Source organism: Variovorax sp. KBW07 (assembly GCF_003852515.1).
In the GTDB taxonomy this organism is placed as follows: Bacteria; Pseudomonadota; Gammaproteobacteria; order Burkholderiales; family Burkholderiaceae_C; genus Variovorax.
Genome location: NZ_QAJK01000108.1, coordinates 1 through 17,901 on the forward strand (window position 1 = coordinate 1; position 17,901 = coordinate 17,901).

At 65.9% G+C, this 17,901-nt stretch carries 18 protein-coding genes; 9 read left to right on the plus strand and 9 right to left on the minus strand.

Features of this window, described 5'->3' with window-relative positions:
• Nucleotides 1-116: 116 nt before the first annotated feature.
• Nucleotides 117-494, minus strand: coding sequence for a VOC family protein (locus tag DBV14_RS21285; RefSeq protein ID WP_124461800.1), 378 nt, complete (start codon nt 492-494; stop codon nt 117-119).
• 220 nt (nt 495-714) lie between these two features.
• On the opposite strand from DBV14_RS21285, the gene DBV14_RS21290 reads away from it, so the two are divergent.
• Nucleotides 715-1,701: a tripartite tricarboxylate transporter substrate binding protein gene (locus DBV14_RS21290; protein ID WP_124461802.1), complete on the plus strand. Its 987-nt coding sequence runs from the start codon at nt 715-717 to the stop codon at nt 1,699-1,701.
• A 20-nt stretch (nt 1,702-1,721) separates the two neighbouring features.
• On the opposite strand, the gene DBV14_RS21295 is transcribed toward DBV14_RS21290, so the two are convergent.
• From DBV14_RS21295 to DBV14_RS21320, 6 genes are all read right to left on the minus strand, one after another.
• A complete protein-coding gene (locus tag DBV14_RS21295; protein ID WP_124461804.1) occupies nt 1,722-2,156 on the minus strand; it encodes a hypothetical protein in 435 nt (144 codons plus the stop codon).
• Nucleotides 2,144-2,926, minus strand: coding sequence for a LysM domain-containing protein (locus tag DBV14_RS21300; protein ID WP_260397162.1), 783 nt, complete (start codon nt 2,924-2,926; stop codon nt 2,144-2,146). The genes DBV14_RS21295 and DBV14_RS21300 overlap by 13 nt, the downstream gene beginning before the upstream one ends.
• Nucleotides 2,927-3,049: 123 nt before the next feature.
• Entirely contained in the window at nt 3,050-3,307 is a 258-nt protein-coding gene (locus DBV14_RS21305; protein WP_124461806.1) for a hypothetical protein, read from the minus strand.
• 22 nt (nt 3,308-3,329) lie between these two features.
• Nucleotides 3,330-4,103, minus strand: coding sequence for an SDR family NAD(P)-dependent oxidoreductase (locus tag DBV14_RS21310; RefSeq protein WP_124461808.1), 774 nt, complete (start codon nt 4,101-4,103; stop codon nt 3,330-3,332).
• Nucleotides 4,104-4,180: 77 nt separating this feature from the next.
• Complete coding sequence (locus DBV14_RS21315) at nt 4,181-4,651, minus strand: hypothetical protein (protein WP_124461809.1); 471 nt, start codon at nt 4,649-4,651, stop codon at nt 4,181-4,183.
• The gene (locus DBV14_RS21320) at nt 4,648-5,433 is read right to left on the minus strand and encodes a Crp/Fnr family transcriptional regulator (protein ID WP_124461811.1); all 786 of its coding nucleotides are present in this window, start codon (nt 5,431-5,433) and stop codon (nt 4,648-4,650) included. Before DBV14_RS21320 ends, DBV14_RS21315 begins: the two co-directional genes overlap by 4 nt.
• 84 nt (nt 5,434-5,517) lie before the next feature.
• Between DBV14_RS21320 and DBV14_RS21325 the strand changes: the two genes are divergently transcribed.
• The 7 genes from DBV14_RS21325 to DBV14_RS21355 all read left to right on the plus strand — a co-directional run bounded on the left by DBV14_RS21325 (nt 5,518) and on the right by DBV14_RS21355 (nt 14,181).
• Complete coding sequence (locus DBV14_RS21325) at nt 5,518-7,473, plus strand: AMP-binding protein (RefSeq protein ID WP_124461813.1); 1,956 nt, start codon at nt 5,518-5,520, stop codon at nt 7,471-7,473.
• Nucleotides 7,470-8,255, plus strand: coding sequence for an ABC transporter ATP-binding protein (locus DBV14_RS21330; RefSeq protein ID WP_124461815.1), 786 nt, complete (start codon nt 7,470-7,472; stop codon nt 8,253-8,255). The genes DBV14_RS21325 and DBV14_RS21330 overlap by 4 nt, the downstream gene beginning before the upstream one ends.
• A 168-nt stretch (nt 8,256-8,423) precedes the next feature.
• The gene (locus DBV14_RS21335; protein WP_124461816.1) at nt 8,424-9,353 is read left to right on the plus strand and encodes a branched-chain amino acid ABC transporter permease; all 930 of its coding nucleotides are present in this window, start codon (nt 8,424-8,426) and stop codon (nt 9,351-9,353) included.
• Between the two features lies 1 nt (nt 9,354).
• A complete protein-coding gene (locus tag DBV14_RS21340; protein ID WP_124461818.1) occupies nt 9,355-10,419 on the plus strand; it encodes a branched-chain amino acid ABC transporter permease in 1,065 nt (354 codons plus the stop codon).
• Nucleotides 10,420-10,494: 75 nt separating this feature from the next.
• Nucleotides 10,495-11,829: an ABC transporter substrate-binding protein gene (locus tag DBV14_RS21345; protein WP_124461820.1), complete on the plus strand. Its 1,335-nt coding sequence runs from the start codon at nt 10,495-10,497 to the stop codon at nt 11,827-11,829.
• A gap of 117 nt (nt 11,830-11,946) precedes the next feature.
• Complete coding sequence (locus tag DBV14_RS21350; RefSeq protein ID WP_124461822.1) at nt 11,947-12,759, plus strand: ABC transporter ATP-binding protein; 813 nt, start codon at nt 11,947-11,949, stop codon at nt 12,757-12,759.
• 174 nt (nt 12,760-12,933) lie between these two features.
• Complete coding sequence (locus DBV14_RS21355) at nt 12,934-14,181, plus strand: phenylacetate--CoA ligase family protein (RefSeq protein WP_124461824.1); 1,248 nt, start codon at nt 12,934-12,936, stop codon at nt 14,179-14,181.
• Here DBV14_RS21355 and DBV14_RS21360 read toward each other — a convergent pair.
• Together DBV14_RS21360 and DBV14_RS21365 are read right to left on the minus strand one after the other, a co-directional pair.
• Complete coding sequence (locus DBV14_RS21360; protein ID WP_124461826.1) at nt 14,172-15,224, minus strand: hypothetical protein; 1,053 nt, start codon at nt 15,222-15,224, stop codon at nt 14,172-14,174. The genes DBV14_RS21355 and DBV14_RS21360 overlap by 10 nt on opposite strands.
• Nucleotides 15,225-15,338: 114 nt before the next feature.
• Nucleotides 15,339-16,466 carry a citrate synthase/methylcitrate synthase gene (locus tag DBV14_RS21365; RefSeq protein ID WP_124461828.1) on the minus strand — a complete coding sequence of 376 codons (1,128 nt, stop codon included), beginning with the start codon at nt 16,464-16,466 and terminating at the stop codon, nt 15,339-15,341.
• A gap of 78 nt (nt 16,467-16,544) precedes the next feature.
• Between DBV14_RS21365 and DBV14_RS21370 the strand changes: the two genes are divergently transcribed.
• Nucleotides 16,545-17,729 carry a citrate synthase gene (locus tag DBV14_RS21370; protein WP_260397163.1) on the plus strand — a complete coding sequence of 395 codons (1,185 nt, stop codon included), beginning with the start codon at nt 16,545-16,547 and terminating at the stop codon, nt 17,727-17,729.
• Nucleotides 17,730-17,901: the final 172 nt, after the last annotated feature.

Sequence of the window (17,901 nt, forward strand, 5' to 3'; positions counted from 1 at the left end):
CGAGACCTTCCTGGCCAAGCTGGTCAACTGGGACTTCGTCGCAAAGAACTTCGGCTGATCGAAAGCCGCCCGCCGACCGGCGAGGCACGACCGCAACGCGCGCCGTGCCTCGCCGCTCAGCTGTTGATGAGGTTCAGGATGTTGCCGTCGGGGTCCTTGAACCACGCGACCTTCATGTCGCCCATGACATGGAGGTCGCCCTCGAGCGTGGTGCCGGGCATGTCGTAGTGCTCGAAGCGCACGCCCTTCGCCTTCAGCGCATCGACGATGCGCGCGATGTCGCCACCCACCGACCACGTCACCGCCGTGGCCTTGTTGGTGCCGGCAAAAGCCGAGCGGTACACGTTGACCACGGTGCCGCCGCTGCGAAAGACGATCAGTTCCTCGCCTTCGGCATCGACCTGCGCCAGGCCCAGCGTGTCTTCGTAGAAGCGGCGGGCCACGGCGAGGTCTTTCACCGCGAGGTTGGCCACTGCATCGATATTTCCAAGCATGGACGTCTCCTGCAAAGCCGGAAAGCTAAACCCCCGGCAGGACCACCATGTGCAGGCCGGCACCCTGTCGCAGCGTCGGAAAACAGCCACCGCGAGCCGATACGGGCCCCATCGCGAATGAAGAAATCGGCCCCGCGCGGCTTCCGGCACACTGCACCCCTGGTGCAGTGAAGAAGACATCGGCTGCCCCCTGATTCGCCACGACAAAGAGACAAACTCCATGATCCGCAGACACTTCGGCCAGCTGGCCATCGCGCTGGCACTCCCGCTGGCTTTTTCGGCCAATACCGCGCACGCGCAAGCGCCGTCCTACCCGGCCAAGCCCATCCGCATGGTCGTGCCGTTCCCGCCCGGCGGCGGCACCGACATCCTGGCGCGGCTGGTCGCGCAGAAGCTCACCGAGGCCAACCACTGGACCGTGGTGCCCGACAACCGCGCGGGCGCCGGCGGCACCATCGGCATTGCCGAAGCCGCGCGCGCCGCGCCCACGGGCTACGACATCGTGATGGGCCAGAAAGACAACATGGTCGTTGCGCCCTGGCTCTACAAGAACCTGAGCTACAACCCCGTGAAAGACCTGACCGCGGTGGCCCACGTGGCCTACACGCCTGTGGTCATCGTCACGCAGGCCAACTCGAAGTTCAAGACGCTCGACGACGTGGTGAAGGCTGCGCGCGCCGCGCCCGACACCGTCACCTATGGCTCGCCCGGCAACGGCACCACCATCCACCTGGCCGGCGAGATCTTCAACGGCGCCGCCAAGATCAAGATGCGCCACGTGCCCTACAAGGGCTCCAACGCGGCCATGATGGACGTGCTGGCCGGCAACGTCGACCTGATGGTGTCTTCGGTGCCCTCGGCCATGGCGCAGATCAAGGCCGGCAAGCTGCGCCCGCTGGCCGTGACCTCCGCCAAGCGCAGCACCTCGCTGCCCGACACGCCCACCGTGGCCGAGCTGGGCTACAAGGACTTCGACGTGAGCACCTGGTATGGCCTGTTCGTGCCGGCCGGCACGCCGAAGGAAATCGTCACCACACTCAACGCCGAGGTCAACAAACTGCTGGCCACGCCTGAAATGAAGGCCGCCATCATTGCCCAGGGCGCGGAGCCGCAGAGCATGACGCCGGAGCAGTTCGGCGCGCTGCTGAAGACGGACTACGAGAAGTGGAAGGGGATCGTGCAGGCTTCGGGGGCGACGATCGAGTAAGGCCGGACAGCGAATGCCGATCAGTCCATCAAGACCGTAGGACAGGACAAGGTCATTCGCTCGTCCAGCGCGGAGTGCTTCCAGCCGGGCAACTCCCGTTTCTGGAAGGCTTCGAGGGACGGATAGCCGGTGATGTTCCAGGCGTACGGACTCACCTGGGCAGCCTGTTCGACCTCGATGACCGCATGCCCGCAATGTTTGCTGCGGGTCTTGAGGCGGAGTGCCAGTCGCTTGTGCGTTTCGGTGAAGTCCTTTTCAAGGACTTCGTAGCCCGCTGGCTTGCAAACACTGAACGGGGTGTGCCATTCAACCGTCTTCGTGCGAATGTACAGATTGCCGGTGCATGCCCGGCCGTTGCCCACGAAGTAGCCAGTGAACGGCTTGTCGGCGGCCAGTGCTGCACTGCTGGCAAGACCTAGCGCCAGAAAGGGCACGGCCACCCTCAGCGCACGCATGCTGCATCCCTGCGCTGTACAACAGCCCGCGTTGCGTACTGGAACTTGCTGGCGTACGCCGGGTCGCCGCGGTTGTAGCGCTGTGCAACGCCACTTGCGGAGAGCGTGTTCCATCCGGTGATGACTCGCCGGATGGAAGCCTTCTGGTACTTCAGCACGTCACCGGCATGCACGACGCGGACCGATGGGTTGAGCTTCTTCATCGCTTCCAGAGTGCTGCCTTGGGCCTTGGCGATTCTGTCGAGGTTGTCACCCGGTCCCGCCGCGACTTCGCAGACCCTCGCGTCGGCATTCGGGACACTCTTGTAGGCGTAGCTCGCCATGCGCATCAACAAGTACCCGACACCGGCACGAATGTTCTGCAGCGGCTCGACTTTCGCACCCTGGATGGACATGTAGGGGCGCATCGAAGGCGGAATGATCAGGTCCCCGCCCTCGTTGCCGAGCAGCAGCGATGCCAGCCCCGGGTCATCGCGATTGCCGATCTGCATGGGCTTCGATTTCCATTCGGAACTGCCGGCCCCCGTTTCCACCCACAGCATGGTCTTGACCACTTTCCAATCCAACGGAACATAGCCCGTGGAACTGGAAAGATGGCGGTTGTATTCGTCGACCACCGATTGGATCCGACAGTCGTAGATGTCCCAGTCGGCATCGGCCCTGTCAATGCCGAATTTCCATTTGTCGAGGCTGGTACTTGGCGCCGTGCCCCGTTTTCCTGGTTCAGGATGAGGGCTGGCCGGATGCCTGGAAGTTGCCGATGCAGTCATGTCGTTCCCCGAATATTGGTTCTTTCCCGGGAGCGCGAGCACATCGCCACGTCCCCGGTGAAAGGCTATTCGAGGCGCGTCGGAACCTCTGCTGCTGCGATCACGGCAATTCGCGGTTTTCGCTCAATCCGGCACGAACTTCGCATTGAAGATATCCACGTCCGTCTCAAGCTCGAACGTCACCACCTGCCCCATCTTCCCGTCGCTCATGCGGCAGGCCGAGAACAGGCTGTAGCGGCCCTTGAAATAGAACTCGTCCATCACGATCAGCGCGTACGGGTAAGGCACGAAGACCTGGTGCTCGAAGATGATGCGGTGCACGTTCCTCGGCGACGGAAAGAGCTTGTAGTCGTTGGTGTCGATCGACTTTGCGGTGGCCATGGCGTGCTCCTGTCCTCGGTGTTCAGGCCGGGTCGCGCACGTCGGCCACGGAGTTGTTGCCGAAGTCCGCGCGCGCCAGGTACGTGAGCACCTTGGCGGCCGCGGAGGCGGGGCTGTCGAGCCGGCCCTCTTCCTTCATGCTCACGAAGCGCGTGCGGTCCGGGAAGTTCTCGGCCGACGCGCCGCGCAGTTGCACCTGCATGTCGGTGTCGATGATGCCGGGTGCCAGCGAGACGATGCGTGCGCCGTTCGGTGCGGCCGCTTCTTCGAGCGCGACGGCGCGCGAGAAATGGTCCATGCCGGCCTTGGACGCGCAATAAGGCGCCTGGCTGCCCATGGCATTGCGGCCCAGGCCCGACGAGATGTTCAGCACCTTGCGCGCGCCGCGCCATTCGCGGGTGGCGCCCAGGAAGGCGGCGGTCAGCAGCATCGGCGCTTCGAGGCCGATGCGCAGCGCCAGCGACAGCTCGGTGCCGACGGCACCGGACAGCGGCGCGGGGTTGCCCACGGTGCCGGCGTTGTTGATGAGGGTCACGCCGTCGAAGCGCTGGCCGTCCAGGCCCTTGAGCCATGCCGACACGCGGGCCGACGCGGCCACGGGGTCGGACAGGTCCTGCTCCCACTGCGTGAGTTCGGCGCCGGCGGCCTTGGCGGCCTCGGCCAGCTGAGGGTCTTGCTTGCGCGAGATGCCGAGCACCGTGTGGCCGGCCTGCAGCAGTTGTTCGGCCATGGCGCGGCCCAGGCCACGCGAGGCGCCGGTGATCAGGGTGAGGTGTCGGGAAGAAGCAGCGGTCATCGGAAAAGTCTTTCTTTCTGAAACGAAGGCAGGGAGATTAAAGGGTGTGGCGGATGCGCGCGCGGCGTGTCGTCCGCTCAGCCGGTGCGGAACTGCTTGCGCAAGAAGGCGCGATGCCGCGCGATGTGCTGCAGCTGCGCGGGCGCGATGGTGCCGCCCAGGTCGACTTCGTCGGCGCCGTTGAGCACCGCGTTGGCGTTGACCATGGCGCGCGCGACGACTTCTTCCTCGCTCACGCCGAGTTGCGCCGCAAGGTCGAGCGCCACGCGCCGCATGGCACGCTGCGACAGCATCCACATCGCGCCGAAGCGGTCCCATGCAAGCGCGGCTTCTTCGGACTTCTCGCGGTCGGCCAGGATTTCAATGAGCGGCTTGGCCAGGATGGCGTCGAGCGCGTCGATCTTCTCGCTCAGCGCCTCGTTGCGCTCGATGGCTTCCTGCAACGTCGGGCCGGCATCGTCGGCCTTCGCCTTCGGCGCCTCGGGCGGCGGGATGAAGCCGGCTTCCGCATTCGCGGGCACGATCTGGAGCTGGTCCGTGAGACTCATGATTTTTCGGTTTCCGGTGAGGGATTGTTCTTCTTGTTCGACATCGCGGTCGCGCGCAGGCCCGGCAGGTCGAGCACGCACAGGCCACCGTACTCCACGCGGATCAGCCCCTGTGCCGACAGGCCATTGAGCGCCTCGTTCACGCGCTGGCGCGACAGGCCCACCAGGTAGGCCAGCTCCTGCTGCGTGATGCGCAAGACCTCGCCCACGCCTGGGTACAGCACGGGGTTGAACAGCGACACCAGGTTGCGCGCCACGCGCGCGTCGGGGTTGTTGAGCCGGTCGATTTCCAGCGCCGCGATGAACTGGCCGAGCCGTTCGTTGAGCTGGTTCATCACGAAGCGGTTGAAGCCGATGGAATGGTCGAGCAGCCAGTGGAAGCTCTCGATCGGCAGCCCCGCCACCAGGCTGCGCCTCAGCGCCTGGATGTTGTAGCGGTAGGGCTCGCGCTTCATCACCGTGCCTTCGCCGAACCAGCCGCCGGGCGGCACGCCGGTGTAGGTGACGGAGCCACCGTCGGCGTTGTCGTTGCTCATCTTGAGCAGGCCTTCGACCACGCCGAACCAGTAGGTGGGCGAGCGGCCGACGCGGCACACCAGGTCGCCGGGCTCGGCCTCGCCGACCACCAGCGTGGCCTCGGCGCGGCGGCGCTCGGTGGGCGTGAGCGTCGGCAGCCAGGGAATGCCGTCGAGCTCCGCCGCATTGGCGGGGCGCACGCGGTCCTTGATGGAGCCGCCGAGCACGTTGTGGGAAGCGCCGTAGGAAGGGTTGCCGTGAGGCATCGGGAAACTCCGGGGAGTAGTGTCCCTAGGATTGTCGTTGGAACGACAACCGGGCGTCAAAGTGAGACCTACGATCCGCCCACTGTGCAAACAACCGCCCCCACCTTCCCCCGTCTGCTGCTCGCGCATGCCGAGGCCCAACCCGAGGCGCCGGCCGTGCGCGAGAAAGACCTCGGCATCTGGCAAACCTGGACCTGGAACGCCGTGGCGCAGGAAGTGCGCGAAATGGCCTGCGGCCTGGCGAGCCTCGGCTTCAAGGCCTTCGACAACCTGGCCATCGTCGGCGCCAACCGGCCCCACCTGTACATGGCGGTGGTCGCGGCGCAAAGCCTGCGCGGCGTGCCGGTGCCGCTCTACCAGGACGCGGTGGCCGGCGAAATGGTCTTCATGCTGCAGGACGCCGGCATCGAGTTCGTGATCGTCGAAGACCAGGAGCAGGTCGACAAGCTGCTCGAATGCCGCGAGATCCAGAAGGGCAAGGAGCCCAGCATCCGCCACATCATCTATGACGACCCCAAGGGCCTGCGCCACTACGACCAGCCGGGGCTCATCAGCTACGAGCAGTTGCGCGAAATGGGCCGGGCCTTCGACAAGGCCAACGTGGGCTACTACGACCGCGCGGTGGCGAGCGGCGAAGCAACCGACGTGGGCGTGATCCTCTACACCTCGGGCACCACCGGCCGCCCCAAGGGCGTGTGCCAGACACACGCCAGCTTCATCGCGGCGGGCCGTGGCGGCGTCGAGACCGACAAGCTCGGCCCTGGCGACAACATCATGAGCTACCTGCCAATGGCGTGGGTGGGCGACCACCTGTTCTCGGTGGCGCAGTGGCTGGTGGGCGGCTTCACGCTCAACTGCCCCGAGTCGGCCGAGACGGTGATGAACGACATGCGCGAGATCGGCCCGAGCTATTACTTCGGCCCGCCGCGCACCTTCGAAGGGCTGCTCACGGCCGTGTCGATCCGCATGGAAGACGCGGCCGCGCCCAAGCGCTGGCTGTACGCGAAGTTCATGGCGCTGGCGCAGCGCGTGGGCGCCGACATACTGAACGGCGCGACCGTAAGCACCGGCGACCGGCTGATGTACGGCCTGGGCAACCTGTTGATCTACGGGCCGCTGCGCAACGTGCTGGGCATGAGCCGCATCCGCGTGGCCTACACGGCCGGCGCGGCCATCGGGCCCGACCTGTTCCGCTTTTACCGCTCCATCGGCGTCAACCTCAAGCAGTTCTACGGCCAGACCGAAACCTGCGCCTACGTGTGCCTGCAGCAAGACGGCAAGGTCAAGCTGCAGACCGTGGGCACCGCCGCACCGGGCATCGAACTGAAGATCGCGGAAGACGGCGAAGTGCTGGTGCGCGGCGTGTCGGTGCTCAAGGAGTACTACAAGCGCCCCGACGCCACCGCCGAGGTGCTCGACGCCAACGGCTACTTCCACACCGGTGACGCGGGCGTGCTCGACAGCGAAGGCCACCTGCGCATCATCGACCGCGCCAAGGACGTGGGCCGGCTCGTGAGCGGCGCGATCTTTGCGCCCAACTACATCGAGAACAAGCTCAAGTTCTTCCCGCAGATCAAGGAAGCCGTGTGCTTCGGCAACGGGCGCGACGAAGTCTGCGCGGCCATCAACATCGACTTCGAAGCGGTGGGCAACTGGGCCGAGCGCCGCGGCCTGGCCTACGGCGGCTATGTCGACCTGGCCGGCAAGCCCGACGTGCTGTCGCTGATTGCCGAATGCATCGCCAAGGTCAATGCCGACCTGGCCGGCGAAGACGGCATGGGCGAGACGCAGATTGCGCGCTTCCTGGTGCTGCACAAGGAGCTCGACCCCGACGACGACGAACTGACCCGCACGCGCAAGGTGCGGCGCGGCTTCATCGCCGAGAAATACGCGGTGCTGCTCGAGGCGCTCTATGGCGGCAAGACCGAGCAGTACATCGAGACCCAGGTCAAGTTCGAGGACGGACGCACGGGCGTGGTGAATGCCACGTTGAAGATCGTCGAGGCCAAGACCTTCCCCATCGTGAAGGCAGCGGCATGAGCAGCAGAAAGATCGGCGAGGTCATCCTCGACGTGCAGAACATCTCCTTGAGTTTCGGCGGCGTGAAGGCGCTGACCGACATCAGCTTCAACGTGCGCGAGCATGAAGTGCGCGCCATCATCGGGCCGAACGGCGCGGGCAAGAGCTCGATGCTGAACTGCATCAACGGCGTGTACTGGCCGCAGCAAGGCTCCATCACCTTTCGCGGCCAGACCTTCAAGCACATGAACTCGCGCCAGGTGGCCGAGATGGGCGTGGCACGCACCTTCCAGAACCTTGCGCTGTTCAAGGGCATGAGCGTGCTCGACAACATCATGACGGGCCGCAACCTCAAGATGAAGAGCGGCCTGCTGGCACAGGCGCTGCGCTGGGGCCCGGCCGAACGCGAGGAGCTGCGGCACCGCGAGTTCGTCGAGCACATCATCGACTTTCTCGAAATCCAGGCGCACCGCAAGACGCCGGTGGGCCGCCTGCCCTACGGCCTGCAAAAGCGCGTCGACCTGGGCCGCGCGCTCGCGATGGAGCCGCAGGTGCTGCTGCTCGACGAGCCCATGGCGGGCATGAACGTCGAAGAGAAGCAGGACATGAGCCGCTTCATCCTCGACGTGAACGACGAGTTCGGCGCGACCATCGTGCTGATCGAGCACGACATGGGCGTGGTGATGGACATCTCCGACCGCGTGGTGGTGCTCGACTACGGCAAGAAGATCGGCGACGGCACGCCGGACGAAGTGCGCAGCAATGAAGACGTGATCCGGGCGTACCTGGGTGTGGAGCACTGACGCCATGCCGAACTTCGCCATGAAGCATTGCTCCTTCCCCCGCTGGGGGAAGGCTGGGATGGGGGCACGACAGCCCTCGCAACACCGCGGCGCTTCATCGCGCGCCGCGTGCCCCCACCCCAACCCTCCCCCGGAAGGGGAGGGAGAAAAACAAGAAAGAAACTGACCATGGGCTTTTTCATCGAAACCCTTTTCGGCGGCCTCATGGTCGGCATGCTCTATTCGCTGATCGCCATCGGCTTCGTGCTGATCTACAAGGCCTCGGGCGTCTTCAATTTCGCACAGGGCGCGATGGTGCTTTTCGCGGCGCTGGCCATGGCGCGCTTTGCCGAGTGGTTCCCGCTGTGGTTCGGCTTCCAGAGCCTGATTCTTGCGAACATCCTGGCCTTCATCGCGGCCATGGCCGTGATGATCGTCGTGGCCTGGCTGATCGAGCGACTGGCACTCAGCAAGCTGGTGAACCAGGAAGGCATCACGCTGCTGATGGCCACGCTGGGCATTGCCTACTTTCTCGACGGCCTGGGCCAGACGATCTTCGGCAACGACATCTACAAGATCGACGTGGGCATGCCCAAGGAGCCGCTGATGGTGCTCGAAGGCACCTTCCCCGGCGGCCTGCTGCTGAGCCAGGAAGACCTGGCCGCCGCGATGGTGTCGGCCGCGCTGGTGGTGGTGCTGGCCATCTTCTTCCAGAAGACGGCCACCGGCCGAGCGCTGCGCGCAGTGGCCGACGACCACCAGGCCGCGCAATCCATCGGCATTCCGCTGTCGCGCATCTGGGTGATCGTGTGGTCGGTGGCGGGCTTCTCGGCGCTGGTGGCCGGGATCATCTGGGGATCGAAGCTGGGCGTGCAGTTCTCGCTGTCGCTGGTGGCGCTGAAGGCTCTGCCGGTGGTGATTCTGGGTGGGCTCACATCGATCCCGGGCGCCATCATCGGTGGCCTGCTGATCGGCGTGGGCGAGAAGCTGTCTGAAATCTATCTCGGCCCCATGCTCGGTGGCGGCATCGAGATCTGGTTCGCGTATGTGCTCGCACTGGTCTTCCTGCTGGTTCGTCCGCAGGGCCTGTTCGGCGAAAAGATCATCGATCGGGTCTGACATGTTCTACAGAGAAAACGGCCAGTTCAAGTCGAGCTACAGGGCCGACCAACAGATTCTTCCGATTGCGCAGGACCGCATCGCGATGCTGGTGCTGCTGCTCGTGGCTTTCATCGTGGTGCCGCTGGGTGTGTCCGACTACTGGATGCGCGCCATCCTCACGCCCTTCCTGATCTTGTCGCTCGCCGCGCTGGGCCTGAACATCCTGGTCGGCTACTGCGGACAGATTTCGCTGGGCACCGGCGCCTTCATGGCGGTGGGCGCATATGCGGCCTACAACTTCCAGGTGCGCATCGACGGCATGCCGCTGATTGCCTCGCTGCTGCTGGGCGGGCTGTGCGCCACCGTGATCGGCGTGCTGTTCGGCATTCCGAGCCTGCGCATCAAGGGCCTGTACCTTGCGGTGGCCACGCTGGCGGCGCAGTTCTTCACCGACTGGGCGTTTCTTCGCATCCAGTGGTTCACCAACAACTCGTCGTCGGGTTCGGTGAGCGTGGCGGGGCTGAACGTGTTCGGCGTGCCGATCGAATCGCCGATCCAGAAGTATCTGTTCTGCCTGGTCTTCGTGGTGGTGTTCGCGCTGCTGGCCAAGAACCTGGTGCGCAGCGCCATCGGCCGCGAGTGGATGGCCATGCGCGACATGGACGTGGCGGCCGCGGTGATCGGCATTCGCCCGGTGTACGCCAAGCTCACGGCCTTCGCGGTGAGCAGCTTCATCGTCGGCGTGGCCGGCGCGCTGTGGGGCTTCATTCACCTGGGTGCGTGGGAGCCCGCGGCCTTCAGCATCGACCGCTCGTTCCAGCTGCTGTTCATGGTGATCATCGGCGGGCTCGGTTCCATCATGGGCAGCTTCTTCGGCGCCGCGTTCATCGTGCTGCTGCCGCTGCTCCTGAACCAGTTGCCGGGGTGGCTGGGCTTCTCGATTTCGACCGCGCTGGCCTCGCACCTGGAGACCATGATCTTCGGCGCGCTGATTGTTTTCTTCTTGATCGTCGAGCCGCATGGACTGGCGCGGCTGTGGTCCACCGCCAAGGAGAAGTTGCGGCTGTGGCCCTTCCCTCATTGACAAAGCATTTCTTGAAGTTCCCGTTGGTTCGTTCGTAAAAACCCGGCACCGAGGTGCCCACAAAAGGAGACAGGCATGAAACTGAAATCGCTCGCTCTGACCGCCGCCCTGGTGGCCAGCACCCTCGGCGCCATGCTCGCGCCATCGCTTGCGCAGGCGCAGGACAGCAAGGAACAGTTCTTCCCGCTGCTGGTGTACCGCACCGGTCCCTACGCGCCCAACGGCACGCCCTGGGCCAACGGCAAGCAGGACTACATCAAGTACGTCAACGCCACCGGCGGCATCAACGGCGTGAAGATCGCTTTTGAAGAATGCGAAACCGGCTATGCCACTGACAAGGGCGTGGAATGCTACGAGCGCCTGAAGGGCCGCCCCGGCGTTGCACTGTTCGACCCGCAGGCCACCGGCATCACCTTCGCGCTGACCGACAAGGTGCCCACCGACAAGATCCCGCTCATCACGCTGGGCTACGGCCTCTCGGCCTCGCAGGACGGCGGCGTGTTCAAGTGGAACTTCCCGCTGATGGGCTCCTACTGGACCGCGGCCGACATCCTGATCCAGCACATCGGGAAGAAGGAAGGCGGCATGGACAAGCTCAAGGGCAAGAAGATCGCCCTCGTGTACCACGACTCGCCGTTCGGCAAGGAACCGATTCCGCTGCTGCAGGAGCGCGCCAAGCAGAACGGCTTCGAGCTGTCGCTGATTCCCGTGACCGCGCCCGGCGTGGAACAGAAGTCCGCCTGGCTGCAGGTGCGCCAGTCGCGGCCTGACTTCGTGCTGCTGTGGGGCTGGGGCGTGATGAACTCCACCGCGCTGAAGGAAGCCGTGGCCACCGGCTACCCGCGCGAGAAGATGTACGGCGTGTGGTGGGCCGGCGCCGAACCCGACGTGAAGGACGTGGGCGCCAACGCCAAGGGCTACAACGCGCTGGCGCTGAACACCTCGGGCACGCAGCCCAAGGTGATCCAGGACATCCTCAAGCAGGTGCACGACAAGGGTCAGGGCACGGGTCCGAAGGACGAAGTGGGCTCGGTGCTGTACACGCGCGGCGTGATCATCCAGATGCTGAGCGTCGAAGCCGTCAAGCGTGCGCAGGAGCGCTTCGGCAAGGGCAAGGTCATGACCGGCGAGCAGGTGCGCTGGGGCATGGAGAACCTGGCCCTGGACCAGAAGAAGCTGGATGCACTGGGCTTTTCGGGCGTGATGCGCCCGGTGAGCACCTCGTGCCAGGACCACATGGGTTCCAGCTGGGCGCGCGTGCACACGTGGGACGGCGCCAAGTGGGGCGGCATGTCCGACTGGTACGAGGCCGACAGCCAGATCATCAAGCCGATGGTGAAGGCCGCCGCCGACAAGTACGCCGGCGAGAAGAAGCTGACGCGCCGTGAAGCAGCGGACTGCCAGTCTTGATGCACTGAACCACTGAGTGCCGTGGCGGCTCGCGAGCTAGTTAGCAAGCAAACAAGAGCCGCCATTCGCAAGGACAGCCACATGCTTGCTGTTCTTGCGAATGCTTCGGACCACACCATGAGCGAACCCAACATCCTTCTCAACGTCAACGGCATCGAGGTCATCTACAACCACGTGATCCTCGTGCTCAAGGGCGTGTCGCTCACCGTGCCCGACGGCGGCATCGTGGCGCTGCTCGGCGGCAACGGCGCGGGCAAGACGACCACGCTGCGCGCGGTGAGCAACCTGCTGGCGGGCGAACGCGGCGCGGTGACCAAGGGCACCATCGAGCTGCGCGGCGACCGCATCGAAGCACTGTCGCCGGCCGAGCTGGTGAAACGCGGGCTGATCCAGGTGATGGAAGGCCGCCACTGCTTCGCTCACCTGACGATCGAAGAGAACCTGATGACCGGCGCCTACACGCGCACCGACGGCAAGGCGGCGGTGCAGCAGACGCTGGAAAAGGTCTACGCGTACTTCCCGCGCCTGAAGACGCGGCGCACGTCGCAGGCCGCCTACACGTCGGGTGGCGAACAGCAGATGTGCGCCATTGGCCGCGCGCTGATGGCCAACCCGACGATGGTGTTGCTGGACGAGCCGTCGATGGGCCTGGCGCCGCAGATCGTGGAAGAGGTGTTCGAGATCGTGAAGGACCTGAACACGAAGGAAAAGGTAACGTTCCTGTTGGCGGAGCAGAACACCAACATGGCGTTGCGCTACGCGGACTACGGCTACATCCTGGAGAACGGCCGCATCGTGATGGACGGCGAGGCGAAGAGCCTGCGCGAGAACGAGGACGTGAAGGAGTTCTACCTGGGCGTCGGTGGTGCGGACCGCAAGAGTTTCCGCGACGTGAAGAGCTACAAGCGCCGCAAGAGGTGGCTGGCTTGACCGCTCGAACCTCCTGCTCGAGCCCGCGTTCGAGTCGATGTTTTTTGCCTTGTTCGAGGCGGCTTTCAGGGCGCGCTCACGCCGACGGTGTGCTCTGCTCCCGAATCGGAGTTCCTGCGCCGCACTCCGCATCCGCGTGGCGGACAACCGAATTGAAAGATGAAGGGTACGGACATGACCGACCACTACGACAAGCTTGAAGTCCGCGACCCCGCCGAACGCGAGCGCGACCTGCTCGGTGCGTTGCCGAAACAGATCGCGCAGGCACAGACTGCAACCGCTGCGTTCGCGAAGATCCTCGATGGCGTCAAGCCGGCGGACATCATCACGCGTGAAGCACTCGCCAAGCTCCCCGTCACGCGCAAATCGGAACTGCTCGAGCTTCAGAAAGCGCGCCGTGCCGACGACCCTTTCGGTGGGTTTGCGTCCATCGTGCGCGGCCCCCGCATGCCGCGTGTCTTTGCCAGCCCCGGCACCATCTATGAGCCCGAAGGCGAAGCGCGCGACTACTGGCGCACCGCGCGTGCGCTGCATGCCGCGGGCTTTCGCAGTGGCGAGTTGATTCACAACAGCTTCAGCTACCACATGACCCCCGCGGGCTCGGTCATGGAGAGCGGTGCACGGGCCTTGGGCTGCACCGTTTTCGCGGGCGGCACCGGGCAGACCGAGCAACAGCTCGAAGCCATCGTCGACCTCAAGCCCGAAGGCTATACGGGCACGCCCAGCTTTTTGAAAATCCTGATCGAGAAGGCCGAAGAAAAAGGCCTGAAGCTTCCCTCGCTCACCAAGGCCCTCGTCTCCGGCGAAGCCTTTCCGCCAAGCCTGCACGACTGGATTGCCGCGCACGGCGTGAAGGGCACGCAGTGCTACGCCACCGCCGACCTCGGCCTCATCGCCTATGAAACCAGCGCCCGCGAAGGCCTCGTGATCGACGAAGGCGTGCTGGTCGAGATCGTGCGGCCCGGCACCGGCGACCCGGTGCCCGATGGCGAAGTCGGCGAGATCGTCGTCACCAGCTTCAACCCCGACTACCCGCTCGTGCGCTTCGGCACCGGCGACCTCTCGGCCGTGCTTGCGGGCACCTGCCCCACCGGCCGCACCAACAAGCGCATCAAGGGCTGGCTCGGCCGGGCCGACCAGACCACCAAGGTGCGCGGCATGTTCGTGCATCCCTCGCAGGTGGCCGAGATCGCGCGGCGCTTTCCCGAAATCCTGCGGGCGCGGCTCGTGGTGTCGGGCGAGATGGGCGACGACCAGATGACGTTCAGGCTCGAATGCGCCGGCGCACCGGCCGGGCTCGACGCGCGCATTGCCGATGCGGTGCGCGAAGTGACCAAGCTGCGCGGCACCATCGAACTGGTGGCGCCGGGCAGCCTGCCGAACGACGGCAAGGTGATCGAGGACGCGCGCAGCTACAAATAACTGCGGTACACCCGCCGCATGACGGCGCGCGTCAGCAGCACCGTCAGCGCGATGTAGAGCAACACCAGCACGAGCACCAACACGATCAGGCCGCCGATGCCGGCCATGCCGGACGACCACGACGTCATCATCAGCATCAGCCACGCGAAGCCGACGGCCATGCAGCTCACCTGCACCAGCACGAAGGCCAGCACCGACGCCGCCACGGCCTTGAAAGGCCGCACCCGCGCCAGGCCCGGGCCGGTGCCGAGCCAGCCGCCCCAGAAGGCCAGCGCAAAGACCACCAGCGGCGGCGCGATCCAGCCCAGCAGGAGCGCGGCGCCGTTCATGATGCCCACGGCCTCGGTCCAGCGGCTTGCAACCATCGCGCACCACACCTGCAGCGACGCGAACACGGCGGCGGCCAGCAGCGCCACGGCACGGCGCGGTGAGGCACCTGTTTGCGCAACGCTTTCTTCATCGGCAACATCAACATCGTCATCGAAGGGCACCGTGGCCGGTTCATCGGCGCTTCGCCTCAACGCCACCCAGGCCGCGAGCCACACGCCCAACACGAGCACGGCCAGTTGCACCACCGCATGCATGACCGTGGACAAGGCCATCACGATGCGCGTTCCGAACTCGCCGAAGAAATCCTCCAGCCGACCACCCGGCATGAAGAGCAGTTGCAGTTCGTAGAGCAGCGGGCTCAAGGCGTAGTAGTTCATCACCAACACGACGAGGTAGACCCCGGCATAGCGTGCCCGCGGGGCGGTCAATTGCGCCACGCTCGCCGCGCCGCGCACTTCCAGCGCCTGGCGCGCATGACTCCAGGCCAGCGCGGCTGCCAGCACCCAGGCCATGACAAGGCTGGCGGCCATGGGGATCCACACGCCCGGCAAGGCATAGGTACCGCGCATCTGCTCGCTGTCGGGCGTGTCGGGCCACAACTGCATGCCGATGTTGAGCAGCACCATCGCCGCATCGACGGCCACGGTGATGAGCGCAAGGTCGCGTGGCAGGCGCCACGCGTGCGCGAGTGATGAAGAGGTCGGCGTCGTCATGGGCAGGATTACTTTCGCTTTGCATGGCAGCGCAGGCCGCACCACACGGGACGTGCGGCTGCGGCCTGCGAACAGAGCGAGCGTATCGGATGACGCGCGTGGTGCCGTGTAGGCTCAGTGCGCGAGTGCGGCTTCGTCGATGGCTGCCTCGGGTGCCGGGCCCACGTACACGGACTGCGGACGGATGAGCCGGCCCTTTTGAACCTGCTCGCGCGCATGCGCCACCCATCCGCTGACGCGGCCCGCGGCGAACACGCAGGTGAAGCTCTCGCGGCCGAAGCCCAGGGCTTCGAGCAGCAGCGCGGTATAGAACTCCACGTTGGTCTCCAGCGCGCGGCCGGGCTTCTTCTCGCGCAGGATCGCAAGCGCGGCCTGCTCGGTGGCTTCGGCCAGTTCGAAGCGCGCCGCATTGACGCTGCCCTCCGCGCTCAGCCGGTTCAGCGCGCCCTTGAGCGCATCGGCGCGCGGATCGCGCACGCGGTAGATGCGATGGCCGAAGCCCATCAGCCGCTGCCCGCTGGCCACCGCGCCTTCGAGCCAGGTGCGAGCGTTGGCGGCGGTGCCGATGGCATCGAGCGCGTCGAGCACGGGGCCGGGTGCGCCGCCATGCAGCGGCCCCTTCAGCGCGCTGATGCCGGCAAGCACGGCAGACGCCAGCCCCGCGCCGGTGGACGCCACCACGCGCGCGGCGAAGGTCGAAGCATTGAGGCCGTGGTCGCAGACGGTGACGAGGTAGGTGTCGAGCGCGGCACCCTGCGCGGCCGTGGGCGTGCGGCCATGCAGCATGCGCAGCATGTCGACGGCGTGCGGCAAAGCCTCGTCGGGCGCGAGCGCCTGCACGCCCAGGCGCCAGCGCATCACGGCCGCGGTGTAGACCGCCGGCGCGGCCACCAGGCGCAGCGCGGTCGGTAGGTCGTCGCCATCGGGCAGGCGCGCCAGCAGCGCACGCACCGCCTCGATGGGCGGCATGCGACGCAGCACCGCGTCGTCGTTCGGCTGCAGGCGCTCGAAGGCTTCGCGGCGCGCGCGGCCGAGGGCGCTGCGCAGCGCGGCATTGTTGCCGGGCAGCGTGTCGAAGAAGCCCTTGAACAGCAACGCCACCACGTCTTCGAAGCGCCAGTGCTGCGCGATCTCGTCGAGCGTGAGGCCGCGAATGACCAGCCGGCCTTCGGCGCCATCGACTTCCGACAACACCGTGTGCGCGGCCACCACGCCTTCGAGGCCATCGTTCTCTTCAGTCATCGTTCTCTCCTAGGTTTGACGATGTCCCTGATTCTGGCCACACTGACATTGACGTCAATCTTGATTAATTTCATCAACATGATGATGAAGACCACCACGGCACTCTGGCTCCCAGCGGGCGAAGCCCTCGAACTGATGCAGGTCCGACCGCAGACCCTGTACGCCAGCGTGAGCCGTGGCCGCATCCGCGCCAAGCCCGATAGCGCGGACCCACGTCGCAGCCTGTACCACCGCGACGACGTGCAGCGCATCGCGGCCCGCACGCGTGGACGGCGCAGCAGCGAAACGGTGGCGAGCGAAACAATCCAGTGGGGCGAGCCGGTGCTGGCGTCGGGGGTGTCGACCTTCGCCCACGGGCAACTGCTCTATCGCGGACAGGATGCCTGCGCACTCGCGGCACACGCCACGCTGGAAGAGGTGGCGGGCCTGCTGTGGGAAAGCGCCCCACCGCGCTTCGCGGCCGCTGCGCCGGCCGCCCAGCAACAAACACACAAGAAGAACACAACGCCGCTGCAAGCCGGCCTGCTCGCACTGGCGGCGCGTGCCGCCACCGACCTGCCCTCGCGCGGCCGTTCGCGCGCGGTGCTGCAAGCCGAAGCGGCGGACATCATCGGCACGCTGGCCGATGCATTGCTGCCCGCCCCCGCGCGCATCAAAAAGGAAGTGCCGCTGCACATGCGGCTCGCCTCGGCGTGGCGCCGTCCCCACGCAGCTGACGATCTGCGCCGCGCGCTGGTGCTGCTGGCCGACCACGAACTCAATGCATCGACCTTCGCGGCACGCGTGACCGCCTCCACCGGTGCATCGCTGGCCGCGTGCCTGCTCACGGGCCTGTCCACGCTGACCGGCCCCTTGCACGGCGGCGCAGCGGCGACGGTGCAGGCGTTGATGCGCAACGCGGCGGACATCGGCACGGAGGCGGCGGTCCGCGAATGGCTCGCGCACGACCATCGGCCAGAGGCGTTCGGCCATCCGCTGTATCCGAACGGCGATGCGCGATGCAGCGCGTTGCTGGCCGGCATCGACCTGCCGCCGGCATTCGCGGAGTTGCGCGCAGTCGGCGAAAAGCTGTTGGGTGAGGCCGTGAACATCGACTTCGCGCTGGCCGCTCTGGCAGCCGTACACAAGTTGCCGCCGGGCGCGCCGCTCACGCTGTTCGCGCTGGCCCGCACCGTCGGCTGGACGGCCCATGTGCTGGAGCAGCAGGCCACGGGCCAGTTGATACGACCGCGTGCGCGGTACACGGGGCCGGCTGCTTCTTGAGGCTGCTTGTTCGTCGCGTTGTGTTTGGCGTTCGTCGTTCAGGGCGACGCTCACGCCGACGGTGTGCTCTGCTCCGCGAATGTCCCCCGCTTCGCTCCTCCTTTATTTCGCTGCGCAGAGCACACCATCCGCGTGAGCGTCATCAGAGTGGTCGTTGATCAGCGGTACACCA